The sequence below is a fragment of the Nonomuraea sp. ATR24 genome (genome assembly GCF_041950485.1).
Lineage (GTDB): Bacteria > Actinomycetota > Actinomycetes > Streptosporangiales > Streptosporangiaceae > Nonomuraea > Nonomuraea ceibae.
In genome coordinates this window covers 504,620-527,621 of record NZ_JBGNUU010000001.1, presented here as the reverse complement: position 1 = coordinate 527,621, position 23,002 = coordinate 504,620, and the positions used below count along the sequence as shown (strand labels likewise).

Below are 23,002 nucleotides of genomic sequence, written 5' to 3'. Positions count from 1 at the left end.
TCCCTGGGGAAGGAAACCGCCGCCGGTGGTGGACTGGGACATACTTCTTGTAGTCGGTCGGTGGCCCAGCGTTTCGGGGGCTCGCGGGGCCACCGCCGGCGTCGTCAGCCGAGCCGCGCGATCGTCTTGTGCTCCAGATAGCCGGCCAGCCCCTCGGGGCCGAGCTCGCGGCCGACGCCGCTCGCCTTGTAGCCGCCGAAGGGCACGTTCGGCTCGATCATGTAGCAGTTGACGCCGTACGTCCCGGTGCGGACCTGGCGGGCCACCTCCATGCCATGGTCGGCGTCGGCGGTCCAGACCGTCCCGGCCAGGCCGTAGTCGCTGTCGTTGGCGATCCTGATGGCGTCGGCCTCGTCCTCGTACGGGATCACCGCCAGGACCGGGCCGAAGATCTCCTCGCGGGCGATGCGCATGTCGTTGGAGACGCCGGCGAAGACGGTCGGCGCCACGTACCAGCCGCGGTCGTAGGGCCGGTCCAGGCCGCCGACGACGACCTTGGCGCCTTCCTCCATGCCCGCCCTGATGTAGCCCTCGACGCGCTCCTGCTGCCGCCGGGCGACCAGCGGGCCGATGCCGGTGGCCGGGTCGGCGGGGTCGCCGACGGCCTGGGAGGTGACCATGCCGGCCACCGCCTCCACGACCTCGTCGTAGCGGTTGCGCGAGGCCAGGATGCGGGTCTGCGCCACGCACGCCTGGCCGTTGTTCATCAGCGAGGCGATCGCCAGCATGCCCATCGACGAGGGCAGGTCGGCGTCGTCCAGCACGATGGCCGCCGACTTGCCGCCCAGCTCCAGGCTGACGCGCTTGAGCTGCTCGCCGCAGATCGAGGCGATGCGGCGGCCCGCCGCGGTGGACCCGGTGAACGCCACCTTGTCCACGCCCGGGTGGGACACCAGGTGCTCGCTGACCTCGCGGCCGGCGGGCACGATGTTGAGCACGCCTGCCGGGATGCCGGCCTCCTGGACCATCTCGGCCAGCAGGTAGGCGTCCAGCGGCGTCTCGGGGGCGGGCTTGAGCACGATCGCGCACCCGGCGAGCAGCGCGGGCGCGACCTTGGTCATGGTGACGAACTGCGGGACGTTCCACGGCACCACGGCCGCCACCACGCCCACCGGCTCGCGCCGCACGGTCACCGGCCCGAACAGGCCGGGCCGCTGCTCCTCCTGCTCGAACGTGCGGCCGTACTCGGCGTAGTACTGCAGCATGGCGAGCGGCTGCGGCGCCTGGGCGAGGTTGGAGAACGTGATCGGCGAGCCCATCTCCTCGGTGATGAGCGCGGCCAGCTCGCCCTGCCGGGCGGTGTAGATCTCGGCCAGCCTGCCGATCGCCTCGGCCCGTTCGGCGAAGCTCAGGCGGGGCCACGGCCCGTGGTCGAACGCCTCCCGGGCGGCGGCGACGGCCCGGTTCACGTCCTCGGCCGTGCCGTCGGGGACCTGGCCGACGACCTCCTCGGTGTGGGGGGAGATGACGTCGATCGTCCCGGTGCCCGCCGGGGCCACCCATTCGCCCCCGATGAACAGCTTGTCGTGCCGGCGCATGTCGTGTGCCTCCTGCTTGACCGGTGGTGATGCTCTCGACCGAACCATGTTCTGTCCGGGCGCGCAAGAGGGGCGCGGCACCGCGTGCCGCGCCCCTCATCACGGTCAGCGCCGGCTGCCCAGCAGGTGCTGCATCGACCGCTTCACCAGGTCGGCCCGCGCGGCCTGATCGACCACGCTCTCAGCGCCGAACCCCAGGTAGACGGTGTCCTTCGTGACGATGCCCGCGCCTTCCTCGAAGACCTGGTCGGTGCGGAACCAGTTGTTGATCGACGGCGCGCTGCCCTGCGGCGGCCCGGCCACGGTCCAGCCGCCCAGGTCCGACTCGAACGACGTCTCCTCGGCCGTCGCCCCGTCCAGCGTCACCGTGGCGTCGTCGAGGAACACGCCGGCGCCCTGGGTGCCCCAGTCGCTCACGTACGAGATCGACAGCTCGACCGTCTTGCCCGCGTACGGGGTCAGGTCGATCTTCCACTGCTGCCAGCCGCCCGAGTTGCCGGAGGCCGCGTTCCAGGAGCCGGACGTGCCGGTCGACTCGCACTGCGGACCCTGGTAGCGCAGGACGTGCGGGTGGATGTCGCTCCAGCCCGACTGGCAGCTGCTGCCGGTCGCCTGCGTGGTGTGCCCGTTGGCGTCGGGCAGCGTCGTCCAGTCGTCGCCGCCCGCCGTCCTGGCCTCCACCATGAGGTGGTCCCAGGCGGACTCGGTGTCGTAGGAGGTCCAGAACGTCAGCTCGCCGCTGCTCTTGCCGGTCAGGTCGACGGTCCTGGTCAGCCGCTTCCACGACACGTCGGCGATGCCGCTGTAGACGTCCCACGAGCCGGTGTGCGGGTCGAACGGGCCGCCGGGCCGCACCCACTTGACCGGCGCCGAGCTGGCGAACAGCGGGAACTGATCCGGCGGCAGGATCGCCGAGGTGGCCACGAACGAGTTCGTGTGCACGTCCGGCTCCAGCGTGGCGGAGAAGCCCTCGAACCGGCCGCCGGTCCCGCCCAGCGCGAACGGCTGCCCGGCCGCGTCGCTGCCCGCGTTGTCGAAGAACACGTACGCGCCCAGCCAGTACTGCTGGAAGTCGTTGAACACCGGGATGCACGGCGGGTCGCTCGGCTCGCCGCACTCCGGCCGCGCCGGCTGGTCGGGCTGGTAGTAGTAGGACCCGTTGGCGTTGGCCGCGTAGGACGGGTACTTGCCCGCGTGCAGCAGCTTGCCACCCTCGTTCAGATAGTCGCGCACGGCCAGCTCGACGTCCACGCCCGCCTTGGAGGTGGTGCCGGGAGCCTGGCCCACGCTGCGCGGGATGATGTCGTCGCCGGTCTCCCAGACGACCGCGTCGTAGTGGCTCAGCACGCCCAGCGGGTGCGGCGCCTTCCGGTCGTTCCGGTCCATGTCGTACACGTCGGAGCTGTAACCCGCCTCGTCGAGGGCCTTGGCGTACTCGTCGGCGTACTTGGCCTCGGTCACGCCCTGCGCCGGGCTGATCCCCGTCACGTCCTCGGCCGCCAGCACCAGCACCTTGCCGCCGATGTCCGCGGCCACCTCGTACGTGAACGCGTCGCTCTTCTTGCCGAACGCGCTGAACCAGACCTCCACCTTGTCGCCCGGCCGGGTGCCCGTGACCGTGCCGCGCATCCGGTGGTAGTAGCGGTCGTAGCCGTCGCCGTAGCGCTCGCCGCCGCGCCACTCACGCGTCAGGACGGTCTTCGTACGGCCCCCGTTGACCCGGTAGTTGAGGAAGACCGGGCCGAGCTTGCGCTTGGCGTTGACCTGGACGGCCTGGGTGCGGCCGTGGCTGGTGCCGAAGGCGTCCACGACGAAGTCCGGCGTCCTGTTGCCCAGGTGGGTGACCGGCTCCACCGGGTTGACGGCCGAGCGCGCCACGTCGAGCGCGAACGGCAGGTTGCGCTCGAACTCGGCCTGCACCAGCGCCTCGTCGTCGGGGAAGACGAAGCCGCAGCCGTCGCAGCCCTCGTTCAGCTCCGGGGTCCACGACAGCGTGCCGTACTGACGGTGCGCGTGGTCGTTGGTGTCGCCGTTCGTCGTGTAGAGCTCGGCGCCCAGGTCAGGGTCGAAGCCCGGCACCGCGGGCCGGTCGTCGGTGCCGGTCAGCGCCTCGTAGATCGGGTTGTCGGCCGTCTCCGTGGCGATCTGGAAGCCGCTCGGGTAGAGCAGCAGCGGCCCGAAGGAGTGGTAGTTGAGCTGCGTCTCGAACCGGACGCGCCGCATCAGCCCGTCCATGGCCCTGGTCTCCGGCTCGCTGGCCGGGCCGGCGCCCCGGTAGGTCTCGCTGCTCGGGATGGAGGAGGAGCCCTCCTCGTCGTAGTGGAAGTTCGTGGGGAAGTTGCGGTTGGGGTCCACGCCGTCGCCCAGCGTGATCTGCCCGTCCCCGTTCACGTCACGCAGGTTCTTGCGCCACAGCCGGTTGCCCTCGGTGAAGGTGAAGTCGTACCCGTCGGGGTTGGCCACCGGCACGAACCACAGCTCTGTCCTGTTCAGCAGGTCGCGCAGCTCGCCCTTGTGCGCCACCACGTGCTTGAGCAGCCGCATGTCCACCTCGGTGGCGATCCACTCGCGGGCGTGCTGGGTGGCGGAGAACAGCGAGGCGGGCTTGATCCCGTCGGGCAGCAGCCGGGCCATCGTGCTGACCTTGGCGGCGAGGATGTCCTGGCCCCGGACGGTCTTGCCGATCGACTGGAGCTTCACGACGTCCTTGTTGGCGTCGGCGATGGCCCTGAGCTGGTCGGCGATGCCGCCGGGCTCGGAGTACGACCTGAAGACGGTGTAGCCGCCGGCCGCCTGGGTCCTGGCGGCCTCCAGCTGGGTCTGACCCTGGGGGTTGCGCACCGGCTCGGGCTTGAGGCCGAGCTTCTTCAGCCCGGCCAGGTCGGCCTGGGCGGCGGTCAGTTCGACGTGCTCCCGACCGTCCTTGATCTCCTGCTGGACGACGTCGAAGCCCTGCTCCCGGAGGGTCTGGGCGGTGCCCGGCGGGCTGTCGAGCTGGTAGAGCTCGATCCTGTCGCCGGGCGGCAGCGGGTCCACGGCCGCCTGGGCTTCCAGGGCGACCATGGACGTGGCTAAGCCGATGATGACGGCTGAGACGATGGTGAGTGATCGAGACACGGGTCTGCCCCTTCGCAGAGACGAGTTCGACCGCCATCTCAATCCGGGTTCACGCTCTGGGCAAGGCCCAACTTTATATAACGCTTATATCGGACAAATGGGCACTTGGAGGGTCAATGAGGCACGAGTTCCACTGTTCAGGTGACAGGCTTGAAGATCATCTTCTATAGTCTCGACCGTCTACGAGGGGAGGTCGTGGCGTGAAGACCGGGCGCTTTGCCGTGTTCGCCGTGGTCCTTGCCGCCCTGCTCACCCCGCAGTCGGTTTCCGCCGATCCGACCCCTGCCCAGCTGCGCAAGCTGACCAAGGAAGCCGCCGCGCTCAACAACCGCTACCGCGGCTCCATCCAGAGCCTCGAAGAGATCAAGGTTCAGGCCAAGAAGGCCCTCGACACCTCCGGTCACCTGCAGAAGCGGCTCGCCGACGCCCAGGGCAAGCTCGCCGCCATCGCCCAGACGAGCTACATGCTCGGCCCCATCGACGGCACCCAGCTCTTCGCCACCCAGGTCGACCCGTACAAGACGCTCGGCCACGCCGCCAACATGAACTTCATGGCCCAGGTCCGCGCCGGCCAGGTCGCCCACGTGCAGAAGCTCATCGCCGACTCCCAGAAGGCGAAGCTGGCGGCCAACGACAAGATCAAGAAGATGCAGAAGGAGATCAAGGCCATCAAGAGCCGGCGCGCCGAGCTCGACCGCCTCCTCGCCAAGTACGGCTTCCAGCAGCCCGGCGGCGGCGAGGGCCTGACTCCCCGCATGATCGCGGTGCGCGCCGAGATCATGCAGAACTTCCCGGTGAAGAGCGTCGGCTGCCTGAGGCCCGGCGACCCGGGCGAGCACGGCAAGGGGCGGGCCTGCGACTTCATGATGTCCACCGGCGGCTCCGTGGCCAGCGGCTTCGACGCCGCGAACGGCGACGCGATCTCCAACTACCTGATCAAGAACGGTCAGCGCATGGGCGTCATGTACATCATCTGGAAGCAGCGCTATTACGACATCCGCTCAGGCGGGGGCTGGGACCCCATGTCCGACCGAGGTGGCGCGACCGCCAACCACTACGACCACGTCCACGTCTCGGTCTTCTAGAGCGTCGCCAGGCGGGCCCTGAGCCAGTGGTAGGAGGCCTTGGGGGTGCGGCGGCCGGTGGCGAAGTCGACGTGGACCAGGCCGAAGCGCTGGTGGTAGCCCTCGGCCCACTCGAAGTTGTCCAGCAGTGACCAGACGAAGTAGCCGCGCACGTCGACGCCCTCGCGCCGGGCCGCGTGGACGGCGGCGATGTGCTGGTCGAGGTAGGCGATGCGGTCCTGGTCGTCCACGGTGCCGTCGGGGCCGGGGACGTCGGGCTGGGAGCAGCCGTTCTCGGTGACGTAGACGGGCGGCAGGGCGTCGCCGTAGCGGGCGAGCAGGCCGGTGAGGAGCTCGCGCAGGCCGTCGGGGACGACCGGCCAGCCGAAGGCCGTGGTGGGGTGGCCGGTGACGCCGGCGTCGGTGAAGGGCAGGCCGGGCCCGGCGGGGGCGGCGATGCGGGTGGGGTTGTAGTAGTTGACGCCGAGCCCGTCGAGCGGCGCGGCGATCACGGCGAGGTCCCCGTCGCGGACGAAGCCGAGCTCCTTCGCCCCGTACGCGAACAGGTCGGGGTAGGCGCCCGTGAGGACGGGGTCGTTGAACAGGCGGTTGTGCAGGATGTCGTACGCCTCGGCGGCGGCCACGTCCTCGGCCGCGTCGGAGGCGGCCCACACGGGCGTGCAGTTGTTGGTGAGCAGGACCTGCCCGGCGCCCGCCGCGCGCAGCGCCGCCGTGGCCAGGCCGTGGGCGAGGAGCTGGTGGTGGGCCACGGGCAGCGCGTCGAGGAGCAGGGCCTGGCCGGGCGCGTGGAGGCCGAGGGCGTGGCCGTACGCCATGTGCACGAACGGCTCGTTGAGCGTGATCCACATCGGCACGCGGTCGGCGAGGCGGTCGGCGACGAGGGCGGCGTAGTCGGCGAAGCGGTGCGCGGTGTCGCGGTTCAGCCAGCCGCCGCGGTCCTGGGCGGCCTGCGGCAGGTCCCAGTGGAACAGCGTCGGCACCGGCGTGATCCCGGCCGCGAGCAGGGCGTCGACCAGGCGTTCGTAGAAGTCGAGACCCTTGGGGTTGGCCGGGCCGGCGCCGGAGGGCTGGACGCGCGGCCAGGCGATGGAGAACCGGTAGGCGCCGACTCCGAGCTCCGACATCAGCGCGACGTCCTCGGGCCAGCGGTGGTAGTGGTCGCAGGCCACGTCGCCGGTGTGCCCGTCGCGGGTGCGGCCGGGCTCGTGGGAGAAGGTGTCCCAGATGGACGGGCCCCGGCCGTCCTCGTCCGCCGCGCCCTCGATCTGGTACGCCGCCGTCGCCGTGCCCCACAGGAACATGCCGTGCTCCTCAAGTTTCGCGAGTCGGGCTCATGTTAACCTCTACTTGTTGGTAATGGGCCAAGATGAGGGCATGACGAGTACCTTGCGCCGCCGCCCCGCCCAGCGTCGCAGCGCGGAGCGGGTGGAGCGGATGCTCGACGAGTGTGCGCTCCTGCTCGACGAGGTCGGCTACGACGCCGTCACCACCAAGGAGGTCGCCCGCCGCGCCGAGGTGCCGATCGGCACGTTCTACCAGTTCTTCCCCGACAAGCAGGGGCTCGTGCGGGCGCTGGCCCTGCGCAACCTGGAGGCGTTCCTGGGCCGGGTGACCGAGCGGATCGCCGAGGCCGAGCTCGGCCACTGGACCGACCTGGTCGAGCTGGCCATCGACGAGTTCGTGGCGATGAAACGCACGACGCCCGGCTTCGGCGTGGTCGACTTCGGTGAGGCGCTGGCCGCGCCCGGCGGCCACGCCTCCGACGGCGCCAACCACACGCTCGACGCCGCGCTGGAGAACAACGCGATCGTCGCCGACCGCCTGCGCGCCCTCACCGTCGACCTGCTCGGCGCCCCCCGGGGGCCGGGCCTCGACCGGGCGCTGCTGGTCGCGGTCGAGGCGTGCGACGCGGTGCTCAAGCTGGCCTTCCGGGCGCACCCCGACGGCGACCCCGACCTGATCGCCGAGTGCAAGCAGCTCGTCCGACGCTACCTGGCCGACCATCTGCCGTGATCAGACGGCCTCGTCCAGGCGGCGGCGCAGCGCGTCGTCGAACTTGACGTCGGCCGCGCCGATCGCCTCCTCCAGCTGCGCCATCGTGCTCACGCCGACGATCGGCACGTGGCCGCCGGCCATCAGCCAGGCCAGCACGACCTGGTTCGGCGTCGCGCCGAGCTCGCCCGCCACCTCGCGCAGCGCGGCCAGCCGCCGCGTGGTGCCCGGGTGGTCGTAGATCTCCGGGATCGGCCGGTCCGCGCGGGTGTAGGCGCCGAACATCAGCGTGTTGTACGCCCACAGCGTCACCCCGGCCTCGCGCGCGTACTCCAGGTGCTCGTCGCCCGTCACGCGGTGACCGGTCTCGGCCGGGCGCGTGTACGGGCGCGGGCGCAGGTAGGTGTGGCGCAGTTGCAGGTGCGTGTAAGGGAGCCAGCCGTGCGCGGCCGAGACGTTCCTGGCCCGCTCCAGCCGCCAGGCCGGCAGGTTGCTCGCGCCCACCTTGCCGATCTTGCCCTGCCGGTGCAGCTCGTCGAACGCGCCCAGGGTCTCCTCCAGCGGCACCGACCGGTCCTCGATGTGCGCCCAGTAGAGGTCCACGTGGTCGGTGCCGAGGCGGCGCAGGCTGCCCTCGACGCCCGCCCGCACGGCCGGCGCCGACAGGCCCTCCGCCGAGTCCAGCGTGACGTCACCGGGCACCGTCGGCCGGGCGCCGACCTTCGTGCTCAGGAACACCTGGTCGCGGTTGCCCCGGGCGGCGAGCCAGGCCCCGATGGTCTGCTCGCTCTCGTCCCCGGTGCGGCCCTCGACCCAGAACGGGTAGTTGTTGGCCGTGTCGAGCATGCTGCCGCCCGCCTCGACGAAGCGGTCCAGGATGGCGAAGGTGTCCTCACGGCTGACGCTGGTGCCGAACGGAATCGTGCCGAGTGCGATGTTCATGGACCGAACTGTGCGACCTGGAGTGGACTCCATGTCAAATGGTTGACCTGGAGCCCACTCCAGGTGCAATGCTTGGCTCCCGTGAGCGTCTACACCCCCGCCGAAGTGGTCGAGGAGACCGGTTTCTCCCTCGACACCCTGCGCTACTACGAGAAGATCGGGCTGCTCGAACCGGTCGAGCGCAACGCGGCCGGGCAGCGCAGGTTCAGCCAGGAGGACGTCGGCTGGCTCGGCACCATCCGCTGCCTGCGCGACACCGGCATGCCGATCGCCGAGATGCTGCGCTTCGCCGAGCTGGTCCGCGCCGGTGACCACACGATCGCCGACCGCATCGCGCTCCTCGAAGAGCACGATCGCCGCGTCGAGGCGCAGATCGGCAACCTGATCGAGCGCAAGCGCTACGTCAGCGACAAGATTTCCTACTACCGCAGCGTCCTCTAGCCGGGGCTTGGATCTCCGGTTGCTAAAACCGGAATCCATGACCAGGGCGAGAAGGATCAACGGCACGCTGCGCCGCGTGGCACGGATCTGCGCGGGGATGCTGTTCGCGTTGCTGGCGCACCTGACCTTCGTCCAGGCGTTCTCGTCCAGGTCGCTCAACGCCGACCCGCGCAACGAGCGGGCCCGCATCGCCCGGTTCGACGAGCCGCGCGGCGCGATCCTCAGCTTCGACGGCACCGTGGTGGCCACCAGCCGGGAGACGGACGGCGGGCCGTACCGCTATCGCCGCTTCTACCCGCACGGGGAGATGTTCGCGCCCGTCACCGGGCATCTCACGGCGGGGCCGGCGACCGGCGTCGAGCGGGCCCTGGAGGCGGCGCTGTCGGGCACCGACGCCAAGGTCAAGATGCAGTCGCTGGTCAGGATCGGCACCGAGCAGGCCGCCGACGTCCGCCTGACGATCAGCGACCGGGCCCAGTGGGCCGCCTACCAGAGCCTGCGGGCCGCCGGCACGCCCGGCGCCGCCGTCGCGATCAACCCGGCGACCGGCGCCGTCCTCGCCCTGGCCAGCTACCCGTCCTACGACCCGAACGCCTTCGCCACGTTCGACGCCGCCGCGCTGGCGCGCGTCGAGCGGCGGCTGAGCCGCGCGCCCGGCAGCCCGCTGCTGAACCGGGCGACCGCCGAGACCTACCCGGCCGGCTCGGCGTTCAAGCTCGTCACGACCGCCGCCGCGCTGGCCACCGGCGAGTACGGGCCCGCCACCGAGCTGCCCGGCCCCGCCAAGCTGCGCCTGCCTGGAACGACCCGGTACGTGCACAACGTCGACGGCAGGCCGTGCGGCCGCGACGCCCGGCCGACGCTGGCCCGCGCCTTCCAGGGCTCCTGCGACACGGCCTTCGCCGGGATCGGCCTGCAACTCGGCCAGGACACGCTGCGGGACCAGGCGGACGCGTTCGGCTTCAACGCCCCGGAGCTGACGATCCCGCTGCCCGTGACGCCCAGCTCGTTCGACGGCGCCGCGGACCGGTCCCACACCGCCCTGGCGGCCATCGGCGGGCCGGGCGGGCGCGTCACGCCGCTCATGGTCGCCATGCTGTCTGCGGCCGTGGCCAACGACGGCACGCTGATGCGCCCGTACCTGGTGGAGGAGGTGCGGCTGCGGGACGGCTCGGTCATCCGGCGGGCCGCGCCGGCGCCGTACCGCACGACGCTGGCCCCCGAGCTGGCCGGGCAGCTCACGGCCATGATGACCACGATCACCCGGCCGGGCGGGCCGGGCACGGCGGCGGCCATCCCGGGCATTTCGGTGGCGGCCAAGTCGGCGGGCCCGGGGGCTCCCGCGCTGTTCACCGCGTTCGCCCCGGCGGGGGCGCCGGAGGTGGCGGTGGGGGTGGTGCTGGAACGTCCCGGCCCGGCGGCGCCCATCGCCCGCACGATCATGCAGGCGGTGCTGTCCTAGCCATTGCCGTCACCGTAAATCTGGATAAACTCCGACATTGTGCTAGTTATTGGACCAAAACCCCCATTGTGTGATCAATGACCACAGCCCGCAAGCTCCTCTTCGCCACCCTCGCCGTCATCGTGGGCACCGTCGCCGGACTGGCGGTCATCCTCGCCACCCGAGCCCCCGCGCCCGACCGCCGCCCCGCGACCGAGATCGTCGCCGCGACGACCACCCCCTCCCCTGCGCCGGCCCCCACCCCCACCCCGACCCCGACGCCCACCCCCACCCCGACTCCGACTCCCACGAAGAGCAAGCCGGTCACCCCGAAGCCGACCCCGAAGCCCACCCGCACGACCAGCAGCCCCAAGCCCAAGCCCAAGCCGACCCCCACCCGCACCCGGACCCCGGCCCGCGCCGAGCAGCGCGCCACCGTGGGCACCGGGGGCGCCGTGGGCACGGCCGCCGAGAACGGGGTGGTCAAGCTCACCAACGCCGCCCGGGCCAAGGCCGGGTGCAAGCCGCTCAAGCACGACCCCGAGCTCCGGGCGGCGGCGCTGGCCCACTCCAAGGACATGGCCGCCCGCGGCTTCTTCGACCACGAGGCCCCGGACGGCGACGGGCCCGAGGACCGCATCCGCGACGCCGGCTTCGCGCCGATCGGCTCCTGGGGCGAGAACATCGCGGCCGGTCAGCGCACGGCGGCCGAGGTCATGTCCGGGTGGATGGACAGCCCCGGCCACAAGGCCAACATCCTCACCTGCGCCTACACCCACATCGGCGTCGGCTTCGCCGGCGGACACTGGACGCAGGCGTTCGCCAGCCACTGATCACCGGTAGGCGGACGCCTGGAGGGTGTAGAGCTCGGCGTAGAGGCCGTTGAGCGCCATCAGCGTGGCGTGGTCGCCCTCCTCGGTGACGCGGCCGTGGTCGAGCACGTAGATGCGGTCGGCGTAGCGGACGCTGGCCAGGCGGTGGGTGATGAGCAGGACCGTGCGGCCGTCGGAGTGGCCCCGGATGCGCTCGAACAGGGCGTGCTCGGCGCGGGCGTCGAGGGCCGCCGTCGGCTCGTCGCAGATCAGCAGGCAGGCGTCGCGATGGAAGCCGCGTGCCACGGCGATGCGCTGCCACTGCCCGCCGGACAGCTCGTGGCCGTCCTTGAAGCGCCGGTCGAGCAGGGTGCGGTAGCCGTGGGGGAGGCCGGCGACGACCTCGTCGGCCCCGGCGACCGCCGCCGCCGCGTCGAGGGCGTCCTGGCCCTTGTCGGTGCCCATCGTGATGTTGTAGCGGGCGGCGAGCGGCCAGCGGGTGTGGTCCTGGGCGATCACCGCGGTGCGCAGCCGCAGGTCCTCCGGGCTGACCGTGCGCAGGTCGACGTCGTCCCACAGCACGCTGCCGGTGTCGGGCTCGTACAGGCCGGACAGGATCTTGGCGAGGGTGGTCTTGCCGGAGCCGTTCTCGCCGACGAAGGCGATCACCTCGCCGCGCTTGACCTCGACCGACACGCCGCGCAGGGCGGGCTCGTCGGAGCCCGGGTAGGTGAACGTGACGTCGACGGCGCTGATGCGCTCGAAGCGCTCGGGGGCCGTCGTGCGGGCGGCGCCGGGCAGCCAGCGCTCGGCCGAGTCGCAGAACTCCAGGAAGTCGGTGAAGTAGAGGCCCTCCTCGTAGAGCCGGTTGGTGGCGTACATCAGGTGGGCCAGCGAGCTCTGGCCGGACCTGATGGCCAGCACGGCGGTGCCGGCGACGGAGAGGGGGATCGCGGCGATCGCGAGCAGCACGCCGAGCGCCACGTAGACGAGGGCGCTGCCGAGGCCGCCCAGCGCCTCGCCGACGAGCCTGGCGACGGTCTGCCGCCTGGCCAGGCCGAGCAGCACGTCCTGCTCGGCCTTGGCGACCGCGTCGTACATGCGCAGCAGGAAGCCGCGCATGGTGAACGAGCGGACCTCGGCGGCGGGGTCGCGGTTGGCCAGCAGCTCGGCGATGATCCACTTGCGGCGGATGGCGGGGATGAGCGAGAACATCGTCGTGTAGCGCATCCGGGCGCTGCGCACGGCGGCCCAGGCGTCGGGCAGCACGGCGAGCAGGAGCAGGGGCAGCAGCACCGGGTGGAGCACGCCGAGCACGCCCGCGACGGCGGCGATGCCGACGGCGGCCGTGACCACGTCGATGGCGGAGGTCACCACCATGTCGGCCATCTGGACGCCCCGGGTGCGGGCCCGCTGGAGCGCGTCGTGGAAGTCGGGGTCGTCGTAGGCGACGAGCTCGACGCGGCTGGTCAGGCCGTAGAGGCGCTCCTCGGTCAGCCGGGTCACCTGCGGGTCGAGGCGTGACTGCGCCCAGCCCGCGCCGGCCTGGACGGAGGTGCGCAGCGTCGCCATCGCGGCGACCAGGGCCAGGCTGGGCAGCGCGGCGATCACCCGGTCGGGGGTGGGCCCCTCGCTGAACAGCGCGTTGAGCACCCCGGTGGTGGCCAGCAGGCCGAAGGCGGTGAAGACGCCGCCGAGCAGGCTGAGCCCGACCGTGGCGACGGTGTCGCGGGGGCTGGCGCGCCAGGCCATGCTCATGGCCTGGCGGACGAGTGAGGGAAGCCGCCTCGCGATGACGAGGAACCCCACGTCGGCCATCGTGTCGTTGTGAGCGTGCCAGTCGGAGAGGGAGATCTCGCCCAGTTCGAGGGGCTCGTCGGCCATACCTGGAGTGTGCCCGCGGGCACTGACAGTTCTCGTGGTATGCGGACCTGTTATCCGTGCACTCCTTGACGCAGAAGTGGGCAAAGTGCGTTGATGGCCCTACTGACAACGTTGTCAAGTCACCAGCTCGGGGGTTTTCTCGAAGGGATGGTGTGCGATGAGACGACGGTGGACGGCGACCGTCGCGATCACTTTGGCGGGCCTGCTCGGGCTGTCGGCGTGCGGCGGTGGCGGCTCCCCGGCCGAGCCGGCCGCGAGCGGCGACGGCGGTGGCGGCAAGCAGCAGGTCGAGGTGTTCTCCTGGTGGACCGGGCCGGGCGAGGCCGACGGCCTGAAGGCGATGCGAGAGATCTTCGAACAGCAGAATCCGAACCTGACGTTCTTCGACGCCGCGGTCGCGGGCGGCTCCGGCGACAAGGCCAAGGCGCTGCTCGCCTCGAAGCTGCAGGCCGACACGCCGCCCGACACGTTCCAGGGGCACGCGGGCGCCGAGCTGCAGGGCTACATCAAGGCCGGTGACCTGGAGGAGCTCAACTTCCTCTACGACGAGCTCAAGCTCGCCGACGCCTTCCCGGCGCAGCTCGTCGAGCAGATCAGCGTGGACGGCAAGATCTACTCGGTGCCGGTGAACATCCACCGGTCCAACGTGCTGTGGTTCAACCCGTCGGTGCTGAAGGAGGCGGGCGTCGCGGGCGCGCCCAAGACGATCGAGGAGTTCGTCGCCGCCCTGGAGAAGGTCAAGGCCACGGGCAAGATCCCGCTGTCGATCGGGTCGGAGTGGACGGTCACCCACCTGCTGGAGAGCGTGCTGCTCGGCTCGCTCGGCACCGACGCCTACAACGCGCTGTTCAAGCCGGGCGCCGACTGGAACAGCCCCCAGGTGGCCAAGGCGCTGGAGAACTTCAAGACGATCATGTCGTACGCGGGCAGCCCCCAGGACGACTGGCAGCCCGCGGCCAAGCAGGTGGCTGACGGCGAGGCCGCGTTCAACATCATGGGCGACTGGGCGTACGGCTACTTCCACAACCCGCCGGACGGCGGCCTCGGCAAGAAGTCGAAGACGGACTTCGACTGGGCGCCCGCGCCCGGTACCGAGGGCACCTACCTGTGGCTGTCGGACAGCTTCACCCTGCCCAAGGGCGCCAAGAACCGTGACGGGGCCGTCGCCTGGCTCAAGGTCGCGGCCAGCAAGGAGGGCCAGGACGCCTTCAACCCGAAGAAGGGCTCCATCCCCGCCCGCAAGGACGCCGACCAGTCCCTCTACACCGACTACCTGGCCGACGCGCTGAAGGACTGGTCGGGCAACAAGCTGGCCGGCTCCATCCAGCACGGCGTCGCGGTGAACCAGCCGTGGCTGGCCGCCATCAACGAGGCGGTCGGGCTGTTCATCGGCACCCAGGACGTGGCCGAGCTGCAGAAGGGCCTGGCCGCCGCCGCGACGGCGAACGCCCAGTGATCGGCGGGTACGGCGGGCCCGCCCGCCGTACCCCCTTCGGAGAGGGAGGCAATCGTTGAGACGGGTGCGCGCCTGGCTCCCGGGGCTGCTCCTGGTCACGCCGTCGATCGTGGCGATCGGCGTGTTCGTGTACGGCCTGCTGGGCTGGAACTTCCGGCTGGCCATGACGGACCAGCACGACGAGGTGTCCGAGGGCGGTTTCGTCGGGCTGCGGAACTTCATCGACATCTGGGACCAGGCCAGGTGGCATCTGTCGGTGAACCACGCGATCGTGTTCACGGTCGTGTTCGTGGCCGGGGCGCTGGTGCTGGGCTGGTTCCTGGCGTTCCTGATGGAGAAGGGCATCTGGGGCGAAGGGACGTTCCGGGCGATCTACCTGTTCCCGATGGCCGTGTCGTTCGTCGCCACCGGCATCGTGTGGCGGTGGCTGATGAACTCGGGCATGGACGAGCGGGCGGTCGGGCTGAACCGGCTGTTCGACGCGGTGGGACTGCCGCAGTGGGAGTGGTTCCGGAACCAGGAGTGGGGCATGGCGGCGATGGCGCTGCCGGCCGTCTGGCAGATGTCCGGATATGTCATGGCACTGTTTCTCGCCGGGTTCCGTGGCGTCCCCGAGGAGCTGCGGGAGGCCGCGCGGGTCGACGGCGCCACCGAGTGGGGCGTCTACCGGCACGTCGTGCTGCCCCTGCTGCGCCCGGTGACGCTGTCCGCGCTGATCATCCTCGGCCACATCTCGCTCAAGGTGTTCGACCTGATCGTCGCGGTCTCCGGCAAGCAGATCGTCACCGACGTGCCCGCCGTGTTCATGTGGGTGGCGGTGTTCGACTCCCACGACCCGGCCAAGGGCGCCACCATCGCCTCGTACATCGTGCTCAGCGTCGCCGTGTTCGTGATCCCGTACCTGATCTGGTCCGTCCGCAAGGAGAGGCGCTCATGAGGCACGCGGGCTCCTGGGTGCGGCTCGTCCTGCTGATCGCGTTCGTGGCGGTCTTCCTGATCCCCATCTACGTGCTGCTGGTCACCAGCTTCAAGCCGCTGACCGAGGCGGACCCCGGCCAGGCGTGGAACCTGCCGGAGACCTGGACGTTCGAGGCGTGGGGCGTGGCGTGGGAGAAGCTCGCCCCCGGCCTGTGGAACAGCGTGCTGCTCGCGGTGCCCGGCTCGCTCCTGTCGTGCGCGCTCGGCTCCATGAACGGTTACGTGCTGTCCAAGTGGCGCTTCCCCGGCGCGGACGTGCTGTTCACGCTGTTCCTGTTCGGCATGTTCATCCCGTACCAGGGGGTGATGATCCCGCTGGTGCAGCTCCTGGTCGGGCTGAACGAGCTGACCGGGCTCCAGGGCGTCTTCTACGGCGGCATCCCCGGCCTGGTGCTCGCGCACGTGGTGTACGGCATCCCGATCTGCACGCTGATCTTCCGCAACTACTACGTGACGATCCCGGACGAGCTGATCGAGGCGTCACGGGTCGACGGGGCCGGGATGCTGCGCGCGTACTGGTCGGTGGTGCTGCCGGTGTCTGGCCCGGCGATCGCCGTGGTGATCATCTGGCAGTTCACCTCGCTGTGGAACGACTTCCTGTTCGCCGTGTTCCTCACCGGGCCGACGAGCTGGCCGACCACGGTGATGCTGAACAACATCGCCGGCGCCCAGGCCACCCCCTACAGCCAGCAGATGGCCGCGGCGATCCTGGCCTCGATCCCGACCATGCTCATCTACGTGCTGCTGGGCCGCTTCTTCATGCGCGGCCTGATGGCTGGCGCGCTGAAAGGGTGACGGCCGGGTTGGCGCAGTGCAGCAGGGGCTCGCCGCGCACGTAGCGGGCCACGTCGGCGGCGACGATGGAGGCGGCCTTCGCGGCCGTCTCCTTGCTCGCCCCGGCCAGGTGCGGCGTCATCACCAGGTTCGGCGCGGTCAGCAGCCGGGACCCGGCGGGGATGGGCTCCTCGGGGAAGACGTCCATCGCCGCGCCGAACAGGTGACCCGACTCCAGCGCGTCACACAGCGCGTCGTAGTCGAGCAGTGCCCCGCGCGCGCAGTTGACCAGCACCGACCCGGCCGGCATGCGGGCGATCTCGGCGGCGCCGATCATGCCGGCCGTCTCCGGGGTGGCACGGGCGTGCAGCGACACGAACCGCGACCGCGACAGCAGCTCGTCCAGCTCCACCCGGCCGGGCACGTCCACGTACGGGTCGAAGACCAGCACCTCGGCGCCGAACCCCGCCAGCATCCGGGCCACCCGGCGGCCGATCGCGCCGTAGCCGACCAGGCCGACCGTGCTGCCCTCCAGCTCGGGGCCGACGTTGTCGTAGACGTAGTAGTCGCCGCGCCACACGCCTCCGGCCAGGTCGGCGTGCGTCTGCGGGACGCGCCGGGTGGCGGCCAGCAGCATGGCCAGCGTGTGCTCGGCGGTGGCGACGGCGTTGCGGCCCGGCGCGAACGTCACGGCCACGCCCGCCTCGGTGGCGGCCGCCAGGTTCGCGTTCACCGGGCCGCCCCGGCTCACCGCGAACAGCCGCAGGTCGGGGCAGGCGTCGAGGACGCGCCGGGTGAGCGGCGCCATCTGGGTGACGCACGCCTCGACGCCCTGCAGCGCCTCGATCAGCTCGTCCTCCACGTCCGACGCCTCGTCGACCTCGCCCACCCGGCCGAAGGGCACCACGGGCCACGGCAGCGTGAGCTCGCCGGTCAGCACCTCGCCGGGGACCTCTCGGCGCAAAGCGTCGATGAGCAGGTCGTTGCGGACGAAATGGTCACCGGCGGCCAGGACTCGGATGGTCAACGCAGAGCTCCAATCGGGGAGTTGTACTTCAGGATCGCGACCTGCTCGCCGCGCAGCCGCAGCTCGGTGAGCGCGCAGTTGTCCAGGCGCGGGAACAGCCGCCGGTACTCGCCGAGCGGCACGCCGATCAGCCGGCACAGCGCGATCCTGATCGCGGTCGTGTGCGCGACCACCAGCACCCGGCCGCCGGGCCGGTCGGCGGCGATGTCGCGGAGCGCGGCGGTGAACCGGTCGGCGGCGTCGCCGGGCCGCTCCCCGCCGGGCAGCGGGTTCGCGCCCGGGTCGGCCTCGAAGGCGGCGCGGGCCCCGGGGAAGCGCTCGCGCATCTCCTCGGCGGTCAGCCCCTCGCCCTTGCCGAAGTCGAGCTCGCGCAGGCGCTCGTCCACCCGCAGCGCCACGGCCGCCGCCTCGGCGCTCCCGGCGGCGGTGATGCGGGCGCGGCTCAGGTCCGAGGCCCACACCGCGTCCAGCCCGGCGGTGCGCGCCCAGCGGGCCAGCCGCTCGGCCTGCTCGTGGCCGCGCGGGGTCAGCTCGACGTCGCTGACGCCGGCGTAGCGGTTCTCGGCGTGCCACACGGTCTCGCCGTGGCGCACCAGCACCAGGTCCGTCATCGGGCGCTCCTCTCACGCGCGTGGGCGGCGGCCTGCGACGGCAGCCAGCCCCGGTTCTCCAGCTCGGCGACGAACCGCAGGTACGGCTCGCGGTGATCGGCCCCGGACGGCTCGATCACCGCGCGGGTGCGGACCATCCCGCCCGCCCGCGCCCCCGCCGCCAGCACGGCCATGCCGAGGGCGGGCTCGGCGTTCTCGCGCAGCGTCACGGGCCGGCCCAGCACGTCCGCGCGCAGCCGGTTCCAGTACGCGCTCCGCGTCGCGCCGCCGGTCAGGATGATCTCGCCGTCCACCGGGGCGCCGAGCAGGTCCAGGTAGTCGAAGCAGAGCCGCTCCACGAACGCCGCGCCGAGCAGGATCGCGGCGTAGCGGTCGACGTCGTCGGCGGGTTCGCCCAGCGTGAAGCCCTCGGCCCCGGCCGCCGCGAACGGGAACCGCTCGCCCCGCGACACCAGCGGATACGTGATCGGCGGGCCGCCCCGCCCGTCGTAGCGGGCCTGGGCCTGCTCGCCGAGCGCGTCGAGGTCGCGGCCGGGCAGGTCGCGGGCCAGCACTCCGGCGCCGGTGCTCGACGCGCCGCCCGGCAGCCAGGAGCCGTCGGGCGCGCGGTGCGAGTAGACGACGCCGAGCGGGTCGTGGATGAGGTCACGGGTCACGCCCTTGAGCACCAGGGTGGTGCCGAGCACCGAGTTCCAGCTCCCCGGCGTCAGGGCGCCGGCGCCGAGCTGGGCGGCGCAGCCGTCGGTGGTCCCGGCGATCACCGGCGTGCCCTCGGGGATGCCCGTGACGTGGGCGGCCTCGGCGCACACCGTGCCGATGCGGGTGCCGGGCCGCACCACCTCGGGCAGCATCCCGGCGGGCACGCCCAGCTCGTCGAGCACCTCGTACGGCCAGCGCTCCTCGATCAGGTCGACGCCGGTCTTGAGCGCGTTGCTCAGGTCGGTGGCGACGGGGCCGCCGGTCAGGCGGCGGTTGACGAAGTCGCTCTGGTGGGCCAGGAAGCCGCCCGCCGGCTGCGACTCCAGCAGCCACAGGAGCTTGGGCAGCGCCCAGTTCGGCTGCATGCGCCGGTAGCCGAGGCGTTCCCAGACGGCCGAGCCCGCCTCGTTGACCCGGTCGGCGAAGGAGGCGGCGCGGCGGTCGTCGTACATGAGCGCCGGGGTCACAGGCGCGCCGGCGCCGTCCGTCAGCAGGAGCGTTCCAGACGTGGCGTCCACGGCGAGGCCCGCCACCGGCCCGGTCACGCCGTCCAGGGCCTCGCGGGTGGCCCCGGCGAGCGCGTGCCACCACTCCTCGGGGTCCTGCTCGTGGCGGGGGCCGTCGCGGCGGCTGGTCAGGGGGCGGCTCGCCGCGCCGAGCACCCGCCCGGTCCCGTCGACCGCCATCGCGCGCACGCTCTGCGTGCCGAGGTCGATGCCCAGGTGGACGCTCATGGACGGCCTCGCATCCCGGCCAGCAGCGGCCACGTTCCGGCGGTGGTCTCGCGCAGCGCGAGGAAGTCGCGGTAGGCGTGCTCGTACGGGCCCGGCCGCGGCTCGACGGCCGGGCGCAGGCGTACGTGCTGGTCGGCGGCCGTCTTCAGGTCGGCGCCTGTGGCGGCGAGGCCGACCAGGAAGGCGCCCCTGGCGCCGACCTCGGTGTCGGCCGGGCGCAGCACCGGGAGGCCGGTCACGTCGGCGATGAGCCGCAGCCACAGCGCGCTGCCCGAGCCGCCGCCGCACACCCGCAGCTCGCGCGGCGGCGGGCCGGAGGCGGCCAGGCAGTCCTGGACGACCAGCGTGAGCCCTTCCAGGACGGCCCGCGCCACGTCCTCGCGGCCGTGCTCGACGGACAGCCCCAGGAACGCGCCCCTGGCCAGCGGGTCGGAGAACGGGGCCCGTTCTCCGGCGGGGGAGAAGTACGGCTGGAGCGCCAGCCCGCGCGCGCCCGGCTCGCTCCGCTCGGCCAGCTCGCTCAGCTCGGCCGGGTGGCCCAGGCCGAGCAGGCGGCAGGCCCACTGGACGACCTCGGTCCCGGCGAACGTGGGGAAGGCCCGCAGGTAGCCGCCGGGCAGCGCGATCGTGATGCCGACCGGATCGCCGTCGAGGGCGGGCCGCTCGACGACGCTCTCCACGCACAGGGTGGTGCCGAGGATGGCGCACGCCTGCCCGGCGCTCACCGCCCCGGCGCCGATCGCGGTGGCGGCGATGTCGTACGGGGCCATGACGACCGGGGTCCCGGCGGGCACGCCGAGCGCCGACGCCGCGCCCGCGGTGAGCGGGGCCGTGCGGCGGGAGTCGTCACGCAGCTCCGGCAGCAGCCGCTCGGCCCAGCCGAGCCCGAACAGCTCCAGCAGCTCGGGGGAGTAGCGGCGGGTCCGCAGGTCCATGAACGGGGCCGAGCCGTCGGACTCGTCGGCGGCGTGCACCCCGGTCATCCGGGAGAAGATCCAGCCGCCGCACGTCAGCATCGCGGCCGAGCGGGCCAGCCGGTCCGGGTCGTGCTCCTTCAGCCAGGTCAGGATCGCGTGCGGCAGCCCGGAGGCGGCCGACGAGCCGTTGACCCGGAAGGCGGCCTCGGCCAGGCCGGCGCGGTTCCAGCCGTCGACCACGGCGGCGGCGCGGCCGTCGTTCCACAGGATGGCCGGGCCGGTCGGCACCCCCGAGGAGTCGACCAGCCAGCAGCCGTCACCCTGCGCGGTCACGGCGACGAACCGGACCGGACCGGCCAGCTGGGCGGCGACCTCGCGCACCGCGCGGGCGACCGCGTCCCAGACCGCGTCCATGTCCTGCTCGGCGTGGCCGGGCGCGGGCCGGGACACCGTGGTGTCGTGCCGGACCACGACCGCCTCGGCGCCGGCCTCGTCGTAGCCGACCGCCTTGATCACCGTGGTGCCGGCGTCGACGCAGATGGCGGCCATCACGCCCTGCCGTGCGAGGTCCTCGACCTGCGCGAGACGGAGTCGACGACCACCGCCAGCAGCAGGACGGCCCCGGTGACCATGAACCTGATGGACGAGTCGAGGTTCAGCAGCGTCAGGCCGCTGGAGATCGACTGGATGACGACGACGCCGAGCAGCGCGCCGAAGGCCGAGCCCCGGCCGCCGAACAGGCTGGTGCCGCCGATGACCGCCGCGGCGATCGCGTTGAGGTTGACGTCGCCGCCGCCGCTGCTCGGGTTGACCGCGGCCAGCCGGGCGGCGGCCATGATGCCGCCCACGGCTGCGAACGTCGAGCACAGCACGAACACCGTGGTGAACACGGTCTTGACGTTGATGCCGGCGCGGCGCGCGGCCTCCACGTTGCCGCCGACCGCGTAGACCGACCTGCCCCACTTCGTCCGCGACAGCAGGTAGTGCATGACCAGCACGAGCGCCACGAAGAAGACGAACATCCAGCCGACGCCGCGCGTCTGGCCCAGGTACCAGACCACGAACCCCAGCGCGACCAGCAGCGCCGCGCTCCTGACGGCGAGGGTCGTGACGCTCCTGGCCGACAGCCCGGCCTTGCGCCGCTCCCTGGCGTGCAGGTAGCCGCTGACGAACAGGGCGGCCGAGGCGACCACCGCGAGCGTGTAGGACAGCCAGTCGGGCACGAACGAGAACTGGGCGAAGCTCACCAGCCCCGAGTCGAACGGCAGGTTGATCGACCCGTTGGTGCCGAGCACGTACAGCTGGAGCCCGAGGAAGCCCAGCAGACCGGCCAGCGTGATGACGAAGCTCGGCACCCCGAACCGGTTGAAGAGCTGCGCGTACAGCCAGCCGACCACCGCGCCGAGCACGACGGCGGCGAGGATCGCCAGCCAGACCGGCAGCCCCTTGACGACGAACAGCACCGCCAGGACCGCGCCCGACAGCCCGCTGACCGAGCCGACCGACAGGTCGATCTGGCCGACGAGCAGCACGCACACGATGCCGAGCGCGATCACGCCGACGGCGGCCGACTCCAGCGTGAGGTTGACCAGGTTGGCGCTGGACAGGAAGACCGGGTTGAGGATCTGCAGCACGGTCCAGATGACGATCAGGCCGACGACCACGGGGATCATGCCCAGGTCGCCGCCGCGGGCGCGCTCGACCACGTCGGTGAGCGCGCCGCGCAGGCCGTCGCGGCTCTGCAACCGCTCGTCCTGGCGGTCGGTGGTCGTCGTCACGGCTGCTGTCCTTCCTGCCCGCGCGCGGCCCGCTGGGCCACGACGTTGTCGGTGGCGCCGGTGATCGCGGCGATGATGTCCTCGGCGGAGACGTCCTTCACGGGGAAGACGCCGTTGTTGCGGCCGAGCCGGAGCACCGCCACCGTGTCGGCCACGGCCTTCACGTCCGCCATGTTGTGGCTGATCATGATGACGCCGAGGCCGTTCTCGCGCAGCCGCTCGACCAGGTTGAGCACCTCGGCCGTCTGGGCCACGCCCAGCGCGGCCGTCGGCTCGTCCAGGATGATGATCTTCGGGTCGCCGAGCAGCGACCTGGCGATCGCCACCGTCTGCCGCTGCCCGCCGGACAGCGCCGCGACCGGCACCCGCACGCTGGGGATCTTCGCCGAGAGCTGCCGGAGCAGCTCCCACGAGCGGGTCTCCATCGCCACGTCGTTCAGCCGCAGCGGGCGGATCTCCTGGCCCAGGAACAGGTTCTGGATCACGTTGAGGTTCTCGCACAGGGCGAGATCCTGGAAGACGGTGGCGATGCCCAGCTTGTGGGCCGCCGCCGGGGTGGGGATCTCGACCTGCCGCCCGGCGAACGTGATCGTCCCCGAGTCCGGCGGGTGCACCCCGGAAAGGATCTTGACCAGCGTGGACTTGCCGGCCCCGTTGTCGCCGACCACCGCCACGACCTCGCCGGCGGCGACGTCGAGCGCGATGTCGGTGAGCGCGGCGACCGCGCCGAAGGTCTTGCTGATCCCGCGCAGGGACAGGACGCTCACGAGACTCCC

At 71.9% G+C, this 23,002-nt stretch carries 19 protein-coding genes; 8 read left to right on the top strand and 11 right to left on the bottom strand.

All coding sequences use genetic code 11. The annotated features are described in order from the left end of the window. Window positions 1-104: 104 nt before the first annotated feature. Entirely contained in the window at window positions 105-1,538 is a 1,434-nt protein-coding gene (locus ACBI99_RS02520) for an aldehyde dehydrogenase (RefSeq protein ID WP_219506973.1), read from the bottom strand. Between the two features lie 105 nt (window positions 1,539-1,643). Continuing rightward, complete coding sequence (locus ACBI99_RS02515; RefSeq protein ID WP_375071591.1) at window positions 1,644-4,655, bottom strand: M14 family zinc carboxypeptidase; 3,012 nt, start codon at window positions 4,653-4,655, stop codon at window positions 1,644-1,646. A 200-nt stretch (window positions 4,656-4,855) separates the two neighbouring features. On the opposite strand from ACBI99_RS02515, the gene ACBI99_RS02510 reads away from it, so the two are divergent. Next, window positions 4,856-5,740 (top strand): hypothetical protein, encoded by an 885-nt coding sequence (locus ACBI99_RS02510; RefSeq protein ID WP_375071590.1) that lies wholly within the window; start codon window positions 4,856-4,858, stop codon window positions 5,738-5,740. On the opposite strand, the gene ACBI99_RS02505 is transcribed toward ACBI99_RS02510, so the two are convergent. Next, window positions 5,737-7,041: a GH1 family beta-glucosidase gene (locus tag ACBI99_RS02505; RefSeq protein ID WP_375071589.1), complete on the bottom strand. Its 1,305-nt coding sequence runs from the start codon at window positions 7,039-7,041 to the stop codon at window positions 5,737-5,739. The two genes, ACBI99_RS02510 and ACBI99_RS02505, sit on opposite strands and share 4 nt — an antisense overlap. 73 nt (window positions 7,042-7,114) lie before the next feature. Here ACBI99_RS02505 and ACBI99_RS02500 point away from each other — a divergent pair, with 73 nt between their 5' ends. Further along, complete coding sequence (locus ACBI99_RS02500) at window positions 7,115-7,753, top strand: TetR/AcrR family transcriptional regulator (RefSeq protein ID WP_219506969.1); 639 nt, start codon at window positions 7,115-7,117, stop codon at window positions 7,751-7,753. On the opposite strand, the gene ACBI99_RS02495 is transcribed toward ACBI99_RS02500, so the two are convergent. Next, window positions 7,754-8,674, bottom strand: a complete 921-nt coding sequence (locus tag ACBI99_RS02495) for an aldo/keto reductase (protein WP_357586963.1) — start codon at window positions 8,672-8,674, stop codon at window positions 7,754-7,756. A 63-nt stretch (window positions 8,675-8,737) separates the two neighbouring features. Here ACBI99_RS02495 and ACBI99_RS02490 point away from each other — a divergent pair, with 63 nt between their 5' ends. From ACBI99_RS02490 to ACBI99_RS02480, 3 genes are all read left to right on the top strand, one after another. Further along, complete coding sequence (locus tag ACBI99_RS02490; protein ID WP_375071588.1) at window positions 8,738-9,115, top strand: MerR family transcriptional regulator; 378 nt, start codon at window positions 8,738-8,740, stop codon at window positions 9,113-9,115. A 37-nt stretch (window positions 9,116-9,152) separates the two neighbouring features. Next, window positions 9,153-10,577: a penicillin-binding transpeptidase domain-containing protein gene (locus ACBI99_RS02485; RefSeq protein WP_357586965.1), complete on the top strand. Its 1,425-nt coding sequence runs from the start codon at window positions 9,153-9,155 to the stop codon at window positions 10,575-10,577. Between the two features lie 77 nt (window positions 10,578-10,654). After that, on the top strand, window positions 10,655-11,389 hold the full coding sequence (locus tag ACBI99_RS02480; RefSeq protein ID WP_375071587.1) for a CAP domain-containing protein: 735 nt from the start codon (window positions 10,655-10,657) through the stop codon (window positions 11,387-11,389). Here the strand turns inward: ACBI99_RS02480 and ACBI99_RS02475 are convergent, their stop codons facing one another. Then, window positions 11,390-13,252: an ABC transporter ATP-binding protein gene (locus ACBI99_RS02475; RefSeq protein ID WP_375071586.1), complete on the bottom strand. Its 1,863-nt coding sequence runs from the start codon at window positions 13,250-13,252 to the stop codon at window positions 11,390-11,392. Between the two features lie 157 nt (window positions 13,253-13,409). On the opposite strand from ACBI99_RS02475, the gene ACBI99_RS02470 reads away from it, so the two are divergent. The 3 genes from ACBI99_RS02470 to ACBI99_RS02460 all read left to right on the top strand — a co-directional run bounded on the left by ACBI99_RS02470 (window position 13,410) and on the right by ACBI99_RS02460 (window position 16,481). Further along, window positions 13,410-14,708 carry an ABC transporter substrate-binding protein gene (locus ACBI99_RS02470; RefSeq protein WP_357586969.1) on the top strand — a complete coding sequence of 433 codons (1,299 nt, stop codon included), beginning with the start codon at window positions 13,410-13,412 and terminating at the stop codon, window positions 14,706-14,708. Between the two features lie 64 nt (window positions 14,709-14,772). After that, the gene (locus ACBI99_RS02465) at window positions 14,773-15,645 is read left to right on the top strand and encodes a sugar ABC transporter permease (RefSeq protein ID WP_364176472.1); all 873 of its coding nucleotides are present in this window, start codon (window positions 14,773-14,775) and stop codon (window positions 15,643-15,645) included. Beyond that, window positions 15,642-16,481: a carbohydrate ABC transporter permease gene (locus ACBI99_RS02460; protein WP_357586971.1), complete on the top strand. Its 840-nt coding sequence runs from the start codon at window positions 15,642-15,644 to the stop codon at window positions 16,479-16,481. Before ACBI99_RS02465 ends, ACBI99_RS02460 begins: the two co-directional genes overlap by 4 nt. On the opposite strand, the gene ACBI99_RS02455 is transcribed toward ACBI99_RS02460, so the two are convergent. The 6 genes from ACBI99_RS02455 to ACBI99_RS02430 are packed head-to-tail and all read right to left on the bottom strand — an operon-like array spanning window position 16,444 to window position 22,993. Next, window positions 16,444-17,487 (bottom strand): 2-hydroxyacid dehydrogenase, encoded by a 1,044-nt coding sequence (locus ACBI99_RS02455; protein ID WP_219506954.1) that lies wholly within the window; start codon window positions 17,485-17,487, stop codon window positions 16,444-16,446. The two genes, ACBI99_RS02460 and ACBI99_RS02455, sit on opposite strands and share 38 nt — an antisense overlap. Further along, window positions 17,484-18,098 carry a histidine phosphatase family protein gene (locus ACBI99_RS02450; RefSeq protein WP_357586973.1) on the bottom strand — a complete coding sequence of 205 codons (615 nt, stop codon included), beginning with the start codon at window positions 18,096-18,098 and terminating at the stop codon, window positions 17,484-17,486. Before ACBI99_RS02450 ends, ACBI99_RS02455 begins: the two co-directional genes overlap by 4 nt. Then, window positions 18,095-19,531: an FGGY-family carbohydrate kinase gene (locus ACBI99_RS02445; RefSeq protein ID WP_375071585.1), complete on the bottom strand. Its 1,437-nt coding sequence runs from the start codon at window positions 19,529-19,531 to the stop codon at window positions 18,095-18,097. Before ACBI99_RS02445 ends, ACBI99_RS02450 begins: the two co-directional genes overlap by 4 nt. Beyond that, window positions 19,528-20,997, bottom strand: a complete 1,470-nt coding sequence (locus ACBI99_RS02440; protein ID WP_219506951.1) for an FGGY-family carbohydrate kinase — start codon at window positions 20,995-20,997, stop codon at window positions 19,528-19,530. Before ACBI99_RS02440 ends, ACBI99_RS02445 begins: the two co-directional genes overlap by 4 nt. Next, window positions 20,997-22,226, bottom strand: a complete 1,230-nt coding sequence (locus ACBI99_RS02435) for a sugar ABC transporter permease (RefSeq protein ID WP_219506949.1) — start codon at window positions 22,224-22,226, stop codon at window positions 20,997-20,999. The genes ACBI99_RS02440 and ACBI99_RS02435 overlap by 1 nt, the downstream gene beginning before the upstream one ends. Continuing rightward, a complete protein-coding gene (locus tag ACBI99_RS02430) occupies window positions 22,223-22,993 on the bottom strand; it encodes an ATP-binding cassette domain-containing protein (protein WP_219506947.1) in 771 nt (256 codons plus the stop codon). Before ACBI99_RS02430 ends, ACBI99_RS02435 begins: the two co-directional genes overlap by 4 nt. Between the last annotated feature and the right edge of the window lie 9 nt (window positions 22,994-23,002).